Source organism: Haloferax sp. ATB1, assembly GCF_000730175.1.
Genome location: NZ_JPES01000095.1, coordinates 1 through 15,069 on the forward strand (window position 1 = coordinate 1; position 15,069 = coordinate 15,069).

14 protein-coding genes and 1 pseudogene are annotated in these 15,069 nt (G+C 65.3%); 8 read left to right on the forward strand and 7 right to left on the reverse strand.

Features of this window, described 5'->3' with window-relative positions:
* Positions 1-674: pseudogene (locus ATB1_RS22090) on the forward strand (lipopolysaccharide biosynthesis protein); the annotation flags it as partial.
* A gap of 102 nt (positions 675-776) precedes the next feature.
* Here ATB1_RS22090 and ATB1_RS15730 read toward each other — a convergent pair.
* The 4 genes from ATB1_RS15730 to ATB1_RS15740 form a co-directional block, all read right to left on the reverse strand.
* Positions 777-1,742 carry a glycosyltransferase gene (locus tag ATB1_RS15730; protein ID WP_241768299.1) on the reverse strand — a complete coding sequence of 322 codons (966 nt, stop codon included), beginning with the start codon at positions 1,740-1,742 and terminating at the stop codon, positions 777-779.
* A gap of 233 nt (positions 1,743-1,975) precedes the next feature.
* A complete protein-coding gene (locus tag ATB1_RS15735; RefSeq protein WP_241768300.1) occupies positions 1,976-3,388 on the reverse strand; it encodes a right-handed parallel beta-helix repeat-containing protein in 1,413 nt (470 codons plus the stop codon).
* Positions 3,388-3,696: a hypothetical protein gene (locus tag ATB1_RS23495; protein WP_241768302.1), complete on the reverse strand. Its 309-nt coding sequence runs from the start codon at positions 3,694-3,696 to the stop codon at positions 3,388-3,390. The genes ATB1_RS15735 and ATB1_RS23495 overlap by 1 nt, the downstream gene beginning before the upstream one ends.
* Positions 3,697-3,801: 105 nt before the next feature.
* Positions 3,802-4,842: a glycosyltransferase family 2 protein gene (locus ATB1_RS15740; protein WP_042665489.1), complete on the reverse strand. Its 1,041-nt coding sequence runs from the start codon at positions 4,840-4,842 to the stop codon at positions 3,802-3,804.
* Positions 4,843-5,005: 163 nt separating this feature from the next.
* Here ATB1_RS15740 and ATB1_RS15745 point away from each other — a divergent pair, with 163 nt between their 5' ends.
* Positions 5,006-5,677, forward strand: coding sequence for a helix-turn-helix domain-containing protein (locus tag ATB1_RS15745; RefSeq protein WP_082256458.1), 672 nt, complete (start codon positions 5,006-5,008; stop codon positions 5,675-5,677).
* 66 nt (positions 5,678-5,743) lie between these two features.
* On the opposite strand, the gene ATB1_RS15750 is transcribed toward ATB1_RS15745, so the two are convergent.
* The 3 genes from ATB1_RS15750 to ATB1_RS15760 all read right to left on the reverse strand — a co-directional run bounded on the left by ATB1_RS15750 (position 5,744) and on the right by ATB1_RS15760 (position 9,073).
* The gene (locus ATB1_RS15750; RefSeq protein ID WP_042665490.1) at positions 5,744-7,255 is read right to left on the reverse strand and encodes a hypothetical protein; all 1,512 of its coding nucleotides are present in this window, start codon (positions 7,253-7,255) and stop codon (positions 5,744-5,746) included.
* 160 nt (positions 7,256-7,415) lie between these two features.
* Complete coding sequence (locus ATB1_RS15755) at positions 7,416-7,985, reverse strand: metal-dependent hydrolase (RefSeq protein ID WP_042665492.1); 570 nt, start codon at positions 7,983-7,985, stop codon at positions 7,416-7,418.
* Complete coding sequence (locus tag ATB1_RS15760) at positions 7,985-9,073, reverse strand: DUF1616 domain-containing protein (protein ID WP_042665494.1); 1,089 nt, start codon at positions 9,071-9,073, stop codon at positions 7,985-7,987. The genes ATB1_RS15755 and ATB1_RS15760 overlap by 1 nt, the downstream gene beginning before the upstream one ends.
* A 306-nt stretch (positions 9,074-9,379) precedes the next feature.
* On the opposite strand from ATB1_RS15760, the gene ATB1_RS23960 reads away from it, so the two are divergent.
* The 6 genes from ATB1_RS23960 to ATB1_RS15785 all read left to right on the forward strand — a co-directional run bounded on the left by ATB1_RS23960 (position 9,380) and on the right by ATB1_RS15785 (position 15,030).
* Positions 9,380-9,508: a hypothetical protein gene (locus ATB1_RS23960; protein WP_277813238.1), complete on the forward strand. Its 129-nt coding sequence runs from the start codon at positions 9,380-9,382 to the stop codon at positions 9,506-9,508.
* On the forward strand, positions 9,505-10,086 hold the full coding sequence (locus ATB1_RS15765) for an acyltransferase (protein ID WP_042665496.1): 582 nt from the start codon (positions 9,505-9,507) through the stop codon (positions 10,084-10,086). The genes ATB1_RS23960 and ATB1_RS15765 overlap by 4 nt, the downstream gene beginning before the upstream one ends.
* Positions 10,083-11,471, forward strand: coding sequence for a nucleotide sugar dehydrogenase (locus tag ATB1_RS15770; RefSeq protein WP_042665498.1), 1,389 nt, complete (start codon positions 10,083-10,085; stop codon positions 11,469-11,471). The genes ATB1_RS15765 and ATB1_RS15770 overlap by 4 nt, the downstream gene beginning before the upstream one ends.
* Positions 11,464-12,750: a nucleotide sugar dehydrogenase gene (locus ATB1_RS15775; protein ID WP_042665499.1), complete on the forward strand. Its 1,287-nt coding sequence runs from the start codon at positions 11,464-11,466 to the stop codon at positions 12,748-12,750. The genes ATB1_RS15770 and ATB1_RS15775 overlap by 8 nt, the downstream gene beginning before the upstream one ends.
* Positions 12,751-12,759: 9 nt before the next feature.
* Positions 12,760-13,785: a DUF354 domain-containing protein gene (locus tag ATB1_RS15780; RefSeq protein WP_042665501.1), complete on the forward strand. Its 1,026-nt coding sequence runs from the start codon at positions 12,760-12,762 to the stop codon at positions 13,783-13,785.
* Between the two features lie 141 nt (positions 13,786-13,926).
* Entirely contained in the window at positions 13,927-15,030 is a 1,104-nt protein-coding gene (locus ATB1_RS15785) for an ATP-grasp domain-containing protein (protein ID WP_241768303.1), read from the forward strand.
* The last annotated feature ends 39 nt before the right edge of the window (positions 15,031-15,069 follow it).

Here is a 15,069-nt window from a genome sequence, read left to right on the forward strand (position 1 = left end):
GACGGACGACGATGACGACGACCGGCGATGATAGCGACGACCAGACGACAACCGCGTCACCGACAGCGACGGAGACGCCATCGAACAACACGACGACAGCGACGACGACCGCGTCACCGACGACGACGGACACACCGTCGAACAACACGACGACAACGACCACTTCGTCGCCGACGACGACGGACACACCGTCGAACAACACGACGACAACGACGACGACCTCGTCACCAACGACGACAGATACGACCACCACAACGACCGACACAGCTACGACAACGACCGACACAGCTACGACAACGACCGACACCGCCACAGACACGACGACTACGACCACAGAGACGACGACAGCGACGAATACAACCACGACTGAGACGACGACCACGGATACGACGACCGACACGACGACGACCACAGATACCACGACAACGTCCACGGACACCGACACCACGACGACGGATACGTCCACGACCGACACCGCGACGACAGACACGACAGCGACCGATACCACCACGACATCGAATACGACCGACAGCGGGTCGACGCTCCTGATGACGCAACCGCTTTCGGCGGTCGAGTGGCTCGATTTGCAGTCGTCTCCGCTCGGCGGGTCGCCGTGGTTCCACTCGGTTCTGTTCGTGGGAATCGTGGCGCTCGCCGGTCGAAGCGCGCGCTAACGGGCCGTCTGGATTTTTTGACGCCGACCGTCGGACCCGAGTGCTACGCGGACCGCCTCCCGACAGAAACAGATAGCGCGGTTCTGGTGCCGTTCCGGAGCCTTACTGCGCGGCGACGGCTTGCCGCTCGCTCTCGGTCTCGTCGAGGACTTCGACGTAGAGGTCGGCGATGTCCTCGCAGACGTTCTCCCACGTGCACTCGTTCGCGTACGCCTGAATCGCGTCCGCGTCCCACCGCTTGTGAAGGGCATCGATGACGGCGTCGGCGAGTTCGTCGTGCGACTCCGGCCCCTCGACGAGGAAGCCGTAGTCGTCGCTCGTGACGACCTCTTCGCTCCCGCCGTTTTTCGTCGCGACGACCGGCGTCCCGCAGGCCATCGCTTCCAGTTGGACGACGCCGAAGCTCTCGCTGTAGCTGGGGAGGACGAACACGTCGGCCGCGTTCATCCAGTCGTTGAGCGTCCCCGACTCGACGTAGCCGAGCAGGTCGGTCCGGTCGTCGATACCGAGTTCCGCGGCGAGCGATTCGAGTTCGTCGCGCATGCCGCCCTGTCCGCCGATGACGAGTCTCGCTTCGGGTTCGGAGTCGCGGACTCGCGTCATCGCTCGCATCAGGTGCTGGAAGCCCTTCCGCGGTTTCAGCGTCCCGAGCGCGAAGACGATGGGTTCGTCGTCGCCGATGCCGAGTCGCTCGCGGGCCGCGGCGGTGGAGATGCGCTCGAACACGTCGGTGTCGTAGCCGTTGGGGATGTGGACCACGTCGTCGTTGTAGGCCTCCAGTTTCGAGCGGTCGCGCCGGTTGACGCGAACGAGTCGGTCGGCGTCGGTCCACGCCCGCTTCAGTCGGGCGTTGTCGGAGTCGAGTTGTGTTTCGAACCAGTTGCGGTTGGCGTGGACGGTGAGGACGTACGGGATTCCGAGTTCCTCTTTCAGACGCGCGCCGACGTACCCGGAGGTCCACGTCATGTGGCAGTGAATCAGGTCGAACGAGACGGGATAGTCCGCCAGTTTCTTGCGGACTCTCCGGGCGTGTTGCTGTCCGAGGATGTGCTCGCGCTGCGCGTCCACCGGGGAGGTACAAAAGCGGGGTCTCGACGACGCGCACGTTGTCGGGCACGCCCGTCGTGGCAATTTTGGCGTCTCTTCCGAACCCCTCGCCGCCGCCCACGGGGAGTCGAGATGCCACGTCGGCGAACCAGTTGTACCTGACGCAGACGGTAACGGAATCGAAGTACTCCGCGAGCACGTCGACCTGCGACTTGACGAAGTGTTTGTAGCCGTGTGAGACGACGAGGAGGTCCTTATCGGCCAGTCGGTCGTGGTCCATGCGTTACCCGCAGTTGCGTACCGACCCCCATGATTATCGGGTCGGTAAGATCCGTTCGTCTCAGACGGTGGCACTGGGGCAGTTCGGTGTTGTCGACGACGAACCCCTCCGCGCCGCCGTCGATGTAGCCGCCGTAGAGCACCGAGTCCATGACGACCACGTCGGTCCCCTGCGAGTACAGCTTCATGGCTTGTCGCCCGCCGAGGGACCGCGCGGTGATGCCGTCGAAGCGCGTCCGGTTGCCCTTGTTGATGAAGGGGTGGTGCGTCGCCTCGTAGGTCCCGCCGACGAACAGGGCGTCGTCCGCGAGAATCTCGGCGCAGCGCCGGTAGCTCTCGCCGGGTTGGTGGACGGTCAGGTTCTCGAACCGGGCGTTCGCGCGCTCGACGCGAATCGCCTCGCGCTGGCCGTCGCCGGGTGCCGATCCGGTGATGGTGACGTTCTTGACGAGCACCATCGGGTCCTCCGGAAGGTTTTGTCCCTGAAGGTAGATGGCGAAGTTCGACCCGTGGATGTCGATGGTCGTGTCGAGGACTTCGAGGCGACCCGCACCGGGGGTCACCTGAATGCCGCGCGCACAGCCCTCGTCGTCGTTGAGGACGATGCTGCAGTTCTTGATGACCGAGGTCTGCGCGTCGTCGAGGACGCGAATGGCGTTCTCCGCGGAACCGGTGACCTCGACGGTGGTGTCTTCGATGCGGAGGTCAGCCCCGTCGTCGAGGCGGATCCCGCGCTGGCTGATGCCGGGGACGAGTTCGTCGATGACGACCGTCGCGCCCCGGATGCTGCTTCCGTACCCCTTGAGTCGAATCGAGGAGACGGTGCTGTTCTTGTACGTCCCGCCCTCGACGTGGACGACGCCCTTCGAACCCGAGACGTACAGCCCGTTGTCCGGGAACCGACCGAGTTCGCAGTCGACGAAGCGGAGCGTCCCCGCGCTGTTCGGGTCGATGAGTATCCCGGTGGGGCCGAGGTTGATGTCGCCGATGGTGTCTTCCGTGAACGCCGCGCCGTCGGGCGCGCTGAACCGCTCGACGGTGCCGGTCCCGCCGGCGGTGGTCACGCTGAACAGCGCCGGACCGAGGGTCCCGGTGTCGTGTTCGCCCGCGATGGTGATGTCACGGACTTCGAGCCCGTCCGTGACGTAGGCCTCGATGGCCCGAATCCCGGTCTGCGGGGTGGTGAAATCGAACGTGAACCCCTCGAAGAGGAGGTCTCTGCCGGGGGCGTAGATAACGCCGAGCCGGAAGAACCGGGCCGCGCCGGTGAACTCGCCCTCGGTGACGACGTTGCTGTCGATGGCGTCGATTCGGCCGTGCGTGAGCGTCGCGTTCGGCCCGTAGAACCCGAGGTTCTCGAATCCGGTCTTTCGGAGTTGCCTGTGCATCAGGTATCGCCCTCCGGGAAGACGAGGAGCGTGTCGTCCGCGACGTGCCGCGAGAGCACGTCGTCGATGGGTTCGACGCCCTTCGGGTCGGCCCCCGCGTCGACGACGTTGACGACGTTCGAGAACCGGTCGAGGTACGCCCGCGGAACGTCGACGCTCATCGTGTTCGCCTCGACGCTGTTGATGGGGCGCGACAGGTAGCTTCCGACCGCGAGGGTGCCGACGGCTCCGAGGAGATACGAGCGCCGCGTGAGCTTCGGGCCCCGGGAGTCATTTGCGTCGGTATCGTCAGATTGCGTGAATCTCATACAACCGAGAACGTCGTATACTCACGAACGTTCCCGGCTTCACATGTTCAGCCTTTAAGTATGCCTGCGAATTTCGGCGGCCTCCGGCCCCCGATTCGACTCGGGTTACTCGCTCGGAACCTCGGTCTCGTAGGTGTCGTCGTCGACCCGGATTTCGAGCGATTCGTTGTCGTTGTGGTCGAGGACCGTGCCGAAAAGCAGGAACGTGATACCGAAGAGAAGACCGATTGCCCAGCTGCCGAGGCTGGGTGAGCCGCCGTCGCCGTCACCGTCACCGCCACCCGTCAGTCCCGAGCCGATGAGGCCGATGGCCGCGACGCCCGCGATGACGGTTCCGAGGTAGTAGAACGCCGCGAGCGGGTGGAAGTCGCGGAGCATGTACTTGTTTTTCAGCCGCCAGAAGTAGTTCCGGAGCAGCATGCCCGAGACGCGGGGGACGTACTCGCTGTAGTTGATGTGGCTCTTCCAGTCGTCGTCGTACAGGTACTCCGCGGAGCAGGCGATGTCCGCGACGCGGAGGTTCTCGGCGTTGAGTTTGACGAGGAGGTCGTTGCAGTAGCCGTAGTACTCGTACATGTTCTCGATGTCGGCCTGCTTCAACGCCTCGTGGGAAATCGCGGTGTAGCCGTTCTGCGGGTCCATCGTCTTCCAGTAGCCGCTGGCGAACTTCGTCAGGTACGAGAGGATGGAGTTGCCGACGAGTCGGTAGCCCGGCATGGCGTCGAGGTCCGACTGCTCCATGAACCGGTTGCCCTTCGCGTAGTCGGCGTCGCCCTCCGCGATGGGGTCGAGATACTTCGCCAGTTCGTTGGGGTTCATCTGCCCGTCGCCGCCGAGGACGGCCGTGATATCGACTTCGTCTTCCAGCGCGTGGAGGTAACCGGTCTTGAGCGCGCCGCCGACCCCGCGGTTCTCCTCGTGTTGAATCGGGACGACCACGTCGTCGTACGCCGTCGCCTCGGGGGTGTGGTCCTCGTTGAACGCGTCGGCGTGCGTCACGATTTCGTCCCACGTCCCGTCTGTCGACCCGTCGTCGACGACGTAGGCCAGGTCGACGAACGAGGGGAGGGTGTCGATGACGTCCCCGACGTAGCCCTCTTCGTTGTAGGCCGGCACGACGACGGCGATTGAGTTGTCTTTGTACATTGTAGTCGGAGTCCTACCGAACTGTGGACGTTTCGGTGTCGTTATTATGGGCATCGTAGTTGCTCACAGCCCGCCGACAGGTACGGGAGCGAACCCGCGGAGACGCGGCCACAGACGCTTATCACCCGCATAATAACCCGTACCGATTCTCGAACAACAGGCGATGCACGAGGACCGAAGGGGGGACGACGCTCGACCGATATACTTGGAGATAACGCTCGAGGACCCGAGGCTGATTCTCTCGTCGTTCGTCACGGGACACCGGGGGCCGGTCGAACTCGAATTTCAACCGACCGAGGGATTCGGCTGGGACTGCGCGTTCGTCGTCGTCGAACAGGGTTCCGTCGATTCAGTCGGGGCGTCCCTCGTCGTCGACCCGACCGTGATAGAGGCGGATTTCCTCGGTTCCGTCGGCTCCGACCACCGGTTTCGCGTCCTCTTCGGGAGCGGCGTCCGCCTGATTCCCCCGTCCTCGACGGAGATGGGCGTTCGGGTCATCTCCGTTCGACACGAAGACGGCAGGTGGTCCATCCAGATGCACCTCCCCGCTCACTCGACGCTGCACCGCGTCCAAGAACACTACCACGACAACGATATCTCGTTCCGGGTAAAGCGCCTCCACGTCGCCCGCGAAACCGACGTAGGCTCCGAGACGGCGCTCCTCCCGGGACAGCGCAAGGCGCTTCTCATCGCCCACGAACACGGTTATTTCGAGGTCCCGCGGCGGTCCTCGCAGGGCGAACTCGCGGCCATCCTCGGCATCTCCAAGTCGGGGGTCTCACAGCGGATTCGTCGGGCTATCTCGCGACTCATCGAGGCGACACTGTCGCCGTGACTCCGACCGAGTGAGCGGTGAGCGGGCTGCGTCGCGGGGGCGACGCTGGTATTGACCCGTCGTGGCTCAGAACCAGTTTCCGTCGTACGTGACGTCGACGTCGCCGTACTCCCAGACGCCGTTGTGAATCACCGACTCGGTAACTTCGACGCCGCTCGACCCGTCGATGACCTTCATCCCCTCGTAGCCGTCGTGCGATTCCGAGGTGATACCGCGGAACGTCGTCCCGTCGGCGTCGTTGACCAGCGGGATGTGGCTCGTGTCGTAGTCGCCCCAGACGAACGTGCTGCCGTCGCCGAGTACCTTGACCGCGCGTCGATAGTCGCCGCCGGTCTGCTCGACGTCGAAGCGGTCGAGCGTGCAGTTCCCTCGTTCGAGTCGGACCGCGTGCCGGCCGCTCGACCCGCCGCCGGAGCCGCCGACGCTCGACTTGAGAATGTAGACCGGGTCCGCGTCGGCGCTGCTCGGTCCGCCCACGACGAGCGCGTGACCGCTGGTGTTGAACTCGATGTCCGTGTTGAGAATGTCGACTTTGCCAGCGCCCGACGAGACGGTGACGGCTTTCGTCGGCACGTCTCCGTTGACGATGACGCTCGAGTTCTGAATCCGCGCCCATTCGACGTCGTTCTGGACGCTGATGGCGCGCCCGTTCGGCTCGTCGATTCGGACGACGGTGTCGTCTATCCAGTTGTACGCGCCGCCGTCGAGTCGGATGCCCCGCTGGTTCGTGTCGTCGGTGCGGCGTTCATCAACGATGACGGTCGCGCCGTGAATCGAGCTGTAATCGCCCGAGAGCCGGATGTTGGCGATGTTGCTGTTCTTGAACACGCCGCCGTCGACGACGACGCGGCCGCCCTCGGTCGAACAGTAGAGGCCGTTGTCGGGCCACGCACCGACCTCGCAGTCGCGGACCCAAAGCTTGCCGTCGTGGTACGGCGACACGATGATGCCCGTGGGCCCCACGTCGATGTCGCCCGGCGTGTTGTCCGAGAACTCGCCGCCGTCGGGGATCCTGATGTTCTGGAGCGTCCCGATGCCCGACGAACTGGTGACGTCGAACGCGAACGGACCGTACTTCCCGCTGTCGTGTTGGCCGACGACGGAGAGGTCCCGCGCGAGGAGGTCGTCTCTGACCTGCGCTTGGACGACGCGAAGTCCGGTGTTGTCGGCCGTGAAGTCGAACTCGAAGCCCTCGACGACGAGGTCTTCCCCCGGTTGGTCGAACGTCCCCAACTTGAACAGCCACCTGCCGTCGTAGTCGGCGGCCGGGACGATAGTCGCGTTATCTCCCCGCAGTTCGAACCCGCGGAAATCGACGTGACGGAACGAGTCGTCCATGAGATACTCGCCCTCCGGGAAATACAGAACCGTCCCGTCGTCGCACTGGATGTCGTCTAAGACCGGATTGATAGATTCCCCGCCGGTCGGGTCGGCCCCCTCGTCGACGACGTTGTACCAGTCGTCGTCGGCTGATGCCGTCCCAGCGAACGAAACGGCAGCGGCCGCCCCGCCGATGCCCTTCAGTACCTGTCTCCGAGAGACTGTCCTCCTGCGCTCTTCTGCGCCTTGATTCCGCATCGAGAGAACGTCTCTGCCTCTGTCTAATGAGTATTTTTAGCGTTTATCGTATTATTCAAACAGAATGTCCATTCATGTCGACGATTAGGGATGCAACTGTTAAGCAGGGTTGCTTTTGTCAAATTATATTTCCGTTATCCGTTACAAGACGGGCCGCGAATCAGCGGCGCAGGCCGGCGGCACGGCGAGCCCACCGAAGTCCCGGCGTCCCGTCGAGCACCCACAGCAGAACGACCACCCCGAAGACGGCCGCGTAACCGACGACGAGCCCCGTGTTCTCGGGGCGCAGCATCTGATAGAGGAACGTCTGGAAGTACTCCGCGAACCGCTGGACGAAGCCGAGGTCGTTCGAGTACGGCTCCCGCGGCGCGAGCGGCCAGAGTAGCCGGCCGACATTCGGCCCGTTCGCCCGGAGCGCGAGCAGGTCGCCGACGAGGTGTGACCCGTACCCGACGACCGCGGCGGCCGCGAGTTTCACCCTGTTCCGCGTCCACAGCGCCCCCGCGAGGAGTCCCACGAGTGGTGCGCCGACGAGGAGCGAGTGCGCCGGGCCGTACCCCGTCGTGACGACGCCGAGCGTCCACGAGAGCGGCTTGTCCACGAGGTCGGGAATCTGCGTCATCACCGCGAGGGTGACGCCGGCCGCGTCACCGATAGGCGTCTCCCACGCGGCGCGGTTCGCGAGGGAGTACAGCACGTAGCCGAAGAGGAGATGCTCCCACGGCCACATCAGGCCGAGGTCCCCCCAATCGAACCCGGCTGACCGAGTTTTGCGGTGGTGTCGCCGCCGCCGTCGTCGACCGACACGACGAGTTGGACGGTCCGATACGAGTTCTCGCGGTTCGCATCGTCGGGAGCGTCACCTTTGTAGACGTGATAGACGAGTCGGAGCGACTCACCGGACATCGTCGGTCGAACGTCCTGTTGGACGTAGGCGGTCTCGTTGTCCTCGACCGACGCTTGCGTTCGGTCGAGTTCTCGCTCTTCGACCACCTGTGTCCCGTTCGGCGTTCTGTCGAGTCGCTGAAGCTCCGTGACGACCGTGTACGTCGTCGATTCGTGTTCGTGGTTCTCCAGCGCCAGCGTCACCGGGACCGGTTCCTCCGAACTGAGCTGCTGGGGATAGCCGCTGGCCTCGTAGCCCGACTCGTTTTGGGTCACGAGGTACGCTTCGGTGAAGTCCGACTCGGGAGTCTGCGTCTCGACCATCGCGAACCCGACGCTGCTGAGGAACGCGACGAGGCTGACGACCACGAGGAGGTTGACGGCGAGCGAGACGGGCGAACTCCGCGACTCGGAGGACAGCGGGGACGTGACCGCACCGGCGGTCGACGCCACGCTCCCGAGGACGGTACTGAGCGGCGGGGCTCCGGCCCGCGCGTCCGGGGGGAGCAGCATGCGCCGGGCGACGGCGACCGCGGTGAACAACATCGTCACGCCGAACACGCCGAGCGCGACGATGCTCGCGTCGAACCCCTGTCCGACGAGGTTGGTGACGAGCGCGACTGCGGCGACGAGCGCGAGGCTCAACGCCGCCGAGAGGACCAGCCGAACGGAGTAGAGCAGTCCGGCGGTGTGACGCGTCGGTCGCGTCAGCGCCGACTCGTCGCTCATGGTGTCGGACTCGACGTCCGACCGCCGTTCCGGGAACACCGCGGCGAGGAGCGCGTACCCCGGGTACAGAACGATGAGCGGCACGACGAACAGACTCCGGACGACGGACCCGGAGAAGTCGAGCATGACCACCGCGAGCGCGGCGATTGCCCCCGCGACGACGAGGAGTAAGTCGAGTGTCCAGCGACGGGTAGACGACTTCATTACCCGCGCCTTGACAGTCCGTGTTGAAAAATGGCCGCGACCGTTCACGCTCGAAATCGGGCGAAAGAAGGGCTTAGCGGTCTGATAAGGGCGGATGGTTGACTGCGCCGACGGCGGCGATCTGGGGGTGACGCTCCGAAAAATCGAGGAATTCCGACGCTGGTTGGTGAGCGTTCGCACGGCCGGGACGACTCGTTTCCCGCCGTTTTCGGGCGTCTGCGGGCTTATCGTCCCGATAATAATGGCCGTTTCGCGTGACCTCCGTTTCGAATCGCGGGCCACGACGGCCCGCGGCGTGACCAACACATGCGCACCAAAACCAAACTCCTCGCGGCGCTCGTCGCACTGTTCGTGCTCGTAACCACCCTCCGGTCGGACGGCGACGTGTCGCCCGCCGACGAGGACGAGACGACCGCCGATTCGGCTCAGACATGAACTTGTACGTCACGGGGTCCAACTGCGAGATAGACGACGATGTCACCCTCGGGTACCCGGCCGGCGACGACTCACAGCAGACGATCGTCGGCGACGACGCCCGAATCCGCTCGGGGACCATCGTCTACAGCGACGTGACCATCGGCGACGGCTTCGTCACCGGCCACGACGCGCTCGTCCGCGAAGACACCCGAATCGGCGACAACGTCGTCGTCGGGACCGACACCGTCATCGACGGAACCTCAACCATCGGTTCGAACGTGAGCCTCCAGACCCGGGTCTACGTCCCGACCCACACGCACATCGGCGACGACGTGTTCGTCGGGCCGGGCGCGGTGCTCACGAACGACCCGTATCCGGTCCGGCAGGACGTCGAGATGACCGGCCCGACGCTCGAAGACGGCGCGTCAATCGGCGGGAACGCGACGATTCTCCCCGACGTGACCGTCGGCGAGAACGCGTTCGTCGCCGCCGGCGCGACCGTCACCGAGGACGTTCCGCCGGAGACGCTCGCGGTCGGAACGCCAGCCGAACACCGCCCACTCCCGGCGAAGCTTCAGGGAGCGAACTCCATATGAGCACGCAATCTTCAATCACGACTATCTACGGCTCCGAACGCTCCGAAGACGAACAGAGAGCCGCGTTCACGTCCGGCGACGTGCCGGTCGGCGTCTACGGCCTCGGCAAGATGGGGCTTCCCCTCGCCTCCGTCTACGCCGAGACCACCGGCAACGTCACCGGCGCGGACATAGACACCGACGTCGTCCGCGAGATTAACGCCGGCCGCAACCACATCGTCGGCGAACCCGGACTCGACGAACTCGTCGAAGAACTCGTCGAGGACGGCGCGCTCGTCGCCAACACGGAACCGCGTGAGGTCGCTGACGAGGCGAGCATTCACGTTGTCATCGTCCCGACGCTCGTGGACGAGGCGGGCCGTCCGGACCTCTCGGTCATCGAGGCGGTCGCACGAGACATCGGGAAGGGCCTCGACGAGGGCGACCTCGTCGTCTTCGAATCGACGCTCCCGCCGCGCTCCTGTCGCGACGCGCTCCTGCCGCTTCTCGAATCCGAAAGCGGTCTCTCGCTCGGCGAGTTCGGCCTCGCGTTCTGCCCCGAGCGGACCTCGTCCGGGCGCGCGCTGAAGGACATCCGCGGGGCGTACCCGAAGGTCGTCGGCGGCGCCGACGACGAGAGCACCCGTGCCGCGTCGCTCATCTACGACCAGATTTCGTCGAACGAGGTCATCACGGTCTCGGACACGACGACCGCGGAGGCGGTCAAGGTGTTCGAGGGCGTCTACCGCGACGTGAACATCGCGCTCGCCAACGAACTCGCGACCCACGCGGGCGAGTTCGAAATCGACGTGACCGAGGCCATCGACGTGGCCAACACCCAACCGTTCTGCGAGATTCACACGCCCGGCGCGGGCGTCGGCGGCCACTGCATCCCGTACTACCCGCAGTTCCTCATCACGCAGTTCGAGACGGGGTCGCCGCTCATGGAGACGGCTCGCGCCGTCAACGACGAGATGCCGCACGTCACCGCGCAGACGGCGCTCGACCGACTGGCGGCGCGGGGCATCGACCCCGAGGACGCGACCGTTCTCGTCCTCGGTCTCACCTACCGCGCCGGCGTCGAAGAGATCCGCAAGACACCGGCGCTCCCCGTCGTCGAACATCTCGACGAAGCGGGCGCGGACGTGGTCGCAACCGACCCCATTCTCGACGACACCGCCGTCTTCGAGGAGGCGGGCGCGACGGTCATGCGCGGCGTGACGAGCGACGACCTGTCGCCGGACGCCATCGTCCTCGTGACGGCCCACGAGTCGTTCGACCACCTCGACGTTCCCGCCTTCGCCGACGACGACCGCCCGGTCGTCTTCGTCGACGGGCGGCAGGCCGCCACGGAGTACCGCGACCACGACCGCGTCGACTACGAGGGAATCGGACTCCATGACTGACACCGTCTGCGTCGTCGGCCTCGGCTACGTCGGCCTGCCGCTGGCCATCGAGTTCGACCGCGCCGGGAAGTCGGTCATCGGCTACGACGTCGACCCCGACAAGGTCTCGACGCTCTCGGCGGGGACGGACCCCACCGGGGACGTAACCGACGAGGGTGTCGCCGCCTCCGACGTGCTGTTCACGACGGACGCGACGCACATCTCGGACGCGGACTTCGTTATCGTGACGGTCCCCACGCCGGTCGACAGCATGGAGAATCCCGACCTCACGTTCGTCGAATCCGCGGCCGAGACCATCGGTCAGCACGTCTCTCCGGGGACGACCGTCGTCCTCGAATCCACCGTCTACCCCGGTGCGACCGAGTCCGTCCTCGTCCCCGCGCTCGAATCCGAGTCCGGATTCGCCGTGGGTGAGGACATTTTCGTCGGCTACTCGCCAGAGCGCGCGTCGCCCGGCGACACCGGGCGGAGCGTCAAGGACGTGGTCAAGGTAGTCGGTGCCAACTCGGAGGGGGTCCGCGAGCGCCTCGCCGACCTCTACGGGAGTATCGTCGACGCCGGTATCCACCGCGCGCCCGACATCGAGACGGCGGAGGCGTCGAAGGTCATCGAGAACGTCCAGCGCGACATGAACATCGCGCTCGTCAACGAACTGGCCATCGCGTGCGACCACATGGGCCTGACGACCAAGGACGTACTCGAAGCCGCGGGGACGAAGTGGAACTTCCACGACGGCTACTCCCCGGGCTTCGTCGGCGGCCACTGCATCCCCGTCGACCCGTTCTACCTCACCTACCGCTCCAAGCGCGAGGGCTTCTCGCCGAAACTCGTGTTGCAGGCGCGCGAAATCAACGAGTACGTCCCGGTTCACGCCGCCCGCAAGGCGGTCAAGACTATCAACGAGTCGGGGCGCGTCCTCCAGGACACGCGACTGCTCGTCCTCGGACTCGCTTACAAGCCGGGCGTCGGCGACATCCGAAGCTCCGACGTGAGCACGATGATAGAGAAACTCGACGAGTTCCACGTCGACTGCGTCGGCTACGACCCCCACGCCGACCCCGACGAGTCGCGGGAGGTCTTCGACATCGAGGTGGTCGAGTCGGTCGACTTCGACGCCTACGACGGCGTCGTCGTGGCGACCGGTCACGAGGAGTTCGCCGACTACGACCTCGACGAGATGGCCGCCGCGCTCGGGTCCGACCCGGTCATGATAGACGTGGCCGACGCGTTCGACGCCGACGAGGCCGGCGAGCGCGGCTTCCACTACGCGCAACTCTGAGACACCGCGATGGACATCCTCATCACGATTCAGCACCCCGCGCACGTTCACTTCTTCAAGCACGCCATCGACGAGTTCGAGGCTCGCGGCCACGAAGTCCACGTTCGCGCCCTCGACAAGGACGTCGCTGTGGACCTCCTCGACGAGTACGACATCGACTACGAGGTCGTCGGCTCCCGCGGCGATTCGCTTGCCGGCGTCGCGCTGTCGACGCTCGGTATCGAGTATCGCCTGTTTCGCGCCGCGCGGGACATCGACCCGGACGTCATCGCCTCCATCGGGGGGTTCGAGGCCGCACACGTCGCGAAACTCGTCGGGGCCGAGTGCGTCGTCTTCACCGACACGGAGCACGCGACGCTCTCGAACGCGCTGACGTTTCCCTTCGCCGACGAGGTCGCCACGCCGAAATGCTACCGCGACGACGCCGGTTCGAACCACTACCGGTACCCGAGTTACCACGAACTCGCGTACCTCCACCCCGACCGATTCGACCCCGACCCGTCGGCGCTCGACGGCCTGCCGGTCGACGCCGACGACACGTACGCGGTCGTCCGGTTGGTCAGTTGGGGCGCGGCGCACGACATCGGCGACGAGGGTCTCGACGGCCTCACCGAGTTAGTCGGTCGCCTCGAAGACGCGGGCGCATCGGTACTCATCTCCGCGGAGGGTGATTCGCTTCCCCCCGAGTTAACAGACTACGCCATCACCATCGACCCGCACCTCATTCACCACGTGCTCGCGTACGCCGACCTCTTTATCGGCGAGAGCGGGACGATGGCCTCCGAGAGCGCCGTGCTCGGGACGCCGACCGTCTACGTCCACAGCGCGAACCCCGGGCTCATGCGCGACCTCGCCTCGTTCGACCTGCTGTTCGGGTACCACGGCGAACATCGGAACGAACGCGCCGCGAACCGGGCGGTCGACATCCTCCGGTCGACCGACGCCGACTGGGAGGCCCGCCGACAGCGACTCCTCGAAGAGAACGTCGACGCGACGGACATCATCGTCGAACGGGTTCTCGCGGCCGTCGAGTAGCGGCCGTCGACTAGCCGCACGTCCCCGCGTTTCGCCGCTCGTTCTCGGACCGTGACTGAGGCCCCGAAACAGCCGGTTTTCGACGGTTCACGCCGTTTATCTGCTATATAATAAGGGGCCCTTGGTGTCTGTCTCGTCTCGATGACACTGCTGGATACAGTCCGACCGTCGAGCCGGGACGGCGATGTGACCGTGCTGGTGACCGGTGCCGGTACCTTCGGCGCTTCGGGTATCATCAAGGCGATTCGCCGGGCCGACGCGTTCGACGCCCACATCGTCGGCGTCGATACGGACCCGGACGCCTACGGCTTCAGCCTCGTCGACACGGCGGAGACGGTCCCCGCCGGCGACGCCGACGCGTTCGTCTCCGAGCTGCGTTCGGTCGCGCGCCGCGAGAACGCCGACGTGATTTTCCCTCTCAACGCGGCGGACGTCGAGGCCCTCTCCGAGGCGAAGCCCGCCTTCGAGCGCGAGGGTATCGAAGTGATGGCCGTTCCGCCCCAGTCGCTCTCGATTACCAGGGATAAAGGACGGCTGTACGACGAACTCGTCAAGCAGGCCCACCCGATGGCACCCGAGTTCTACCGCGCCTCCTCGTTCGACGAGTTTCTCGACGCGGTCCACGCGCTCGGCTATCCCGACCGCCGCGTCTGCTTCAAGCCACCCGTCAGCAACGACAGGCGCTGCTTTCGCGTCGTCGACCCGGATATGGACCGGTTCAACGCGCTGTTGAACCAGAAACCGGACAGCACCGTCACCACGCTCGACGACGTGCTCCCCGTCCTCCGTGAGACGGCCCAGTTCCCCGAACTCATCGTGATGGAGTACCTCCCCGGCGAGGAGTACACCGTAGACGCCCTCGTTCGCGACGACGAGACGCCGGTTCTCGTCTCACGGTCGCACGCCGCGACCTGCGACGACTCCTCGTTCGTTGGCACCGTCGAGAAGAACCCGGAACTCCTCGGGGACGCCCACGAGCTCTGTTCGCTCTTCGGGTTGGAGTACAACGCCACGTTCCGGTTCAAATACACCGCCGACGGCAGGCCGAAACTCGTCGACGTCCATCCGCGAATCTCCCGGTCGGTCACCGCGTCGGTCGGTGCGGGCGCCAATATCCCCGCGCTCAGCGTGCAGTACGCGATGGACCGTGAGCTTCCCGAACTCGACATCGAGTGGGGAACCCACGTGACCCGCGACTGGCAGGACGTGTTTTACGGCCCCAATACGGACCCGACCACAATCTGACGGACGCTCTTCGAACCACAACTCTCAGCTCATACATGA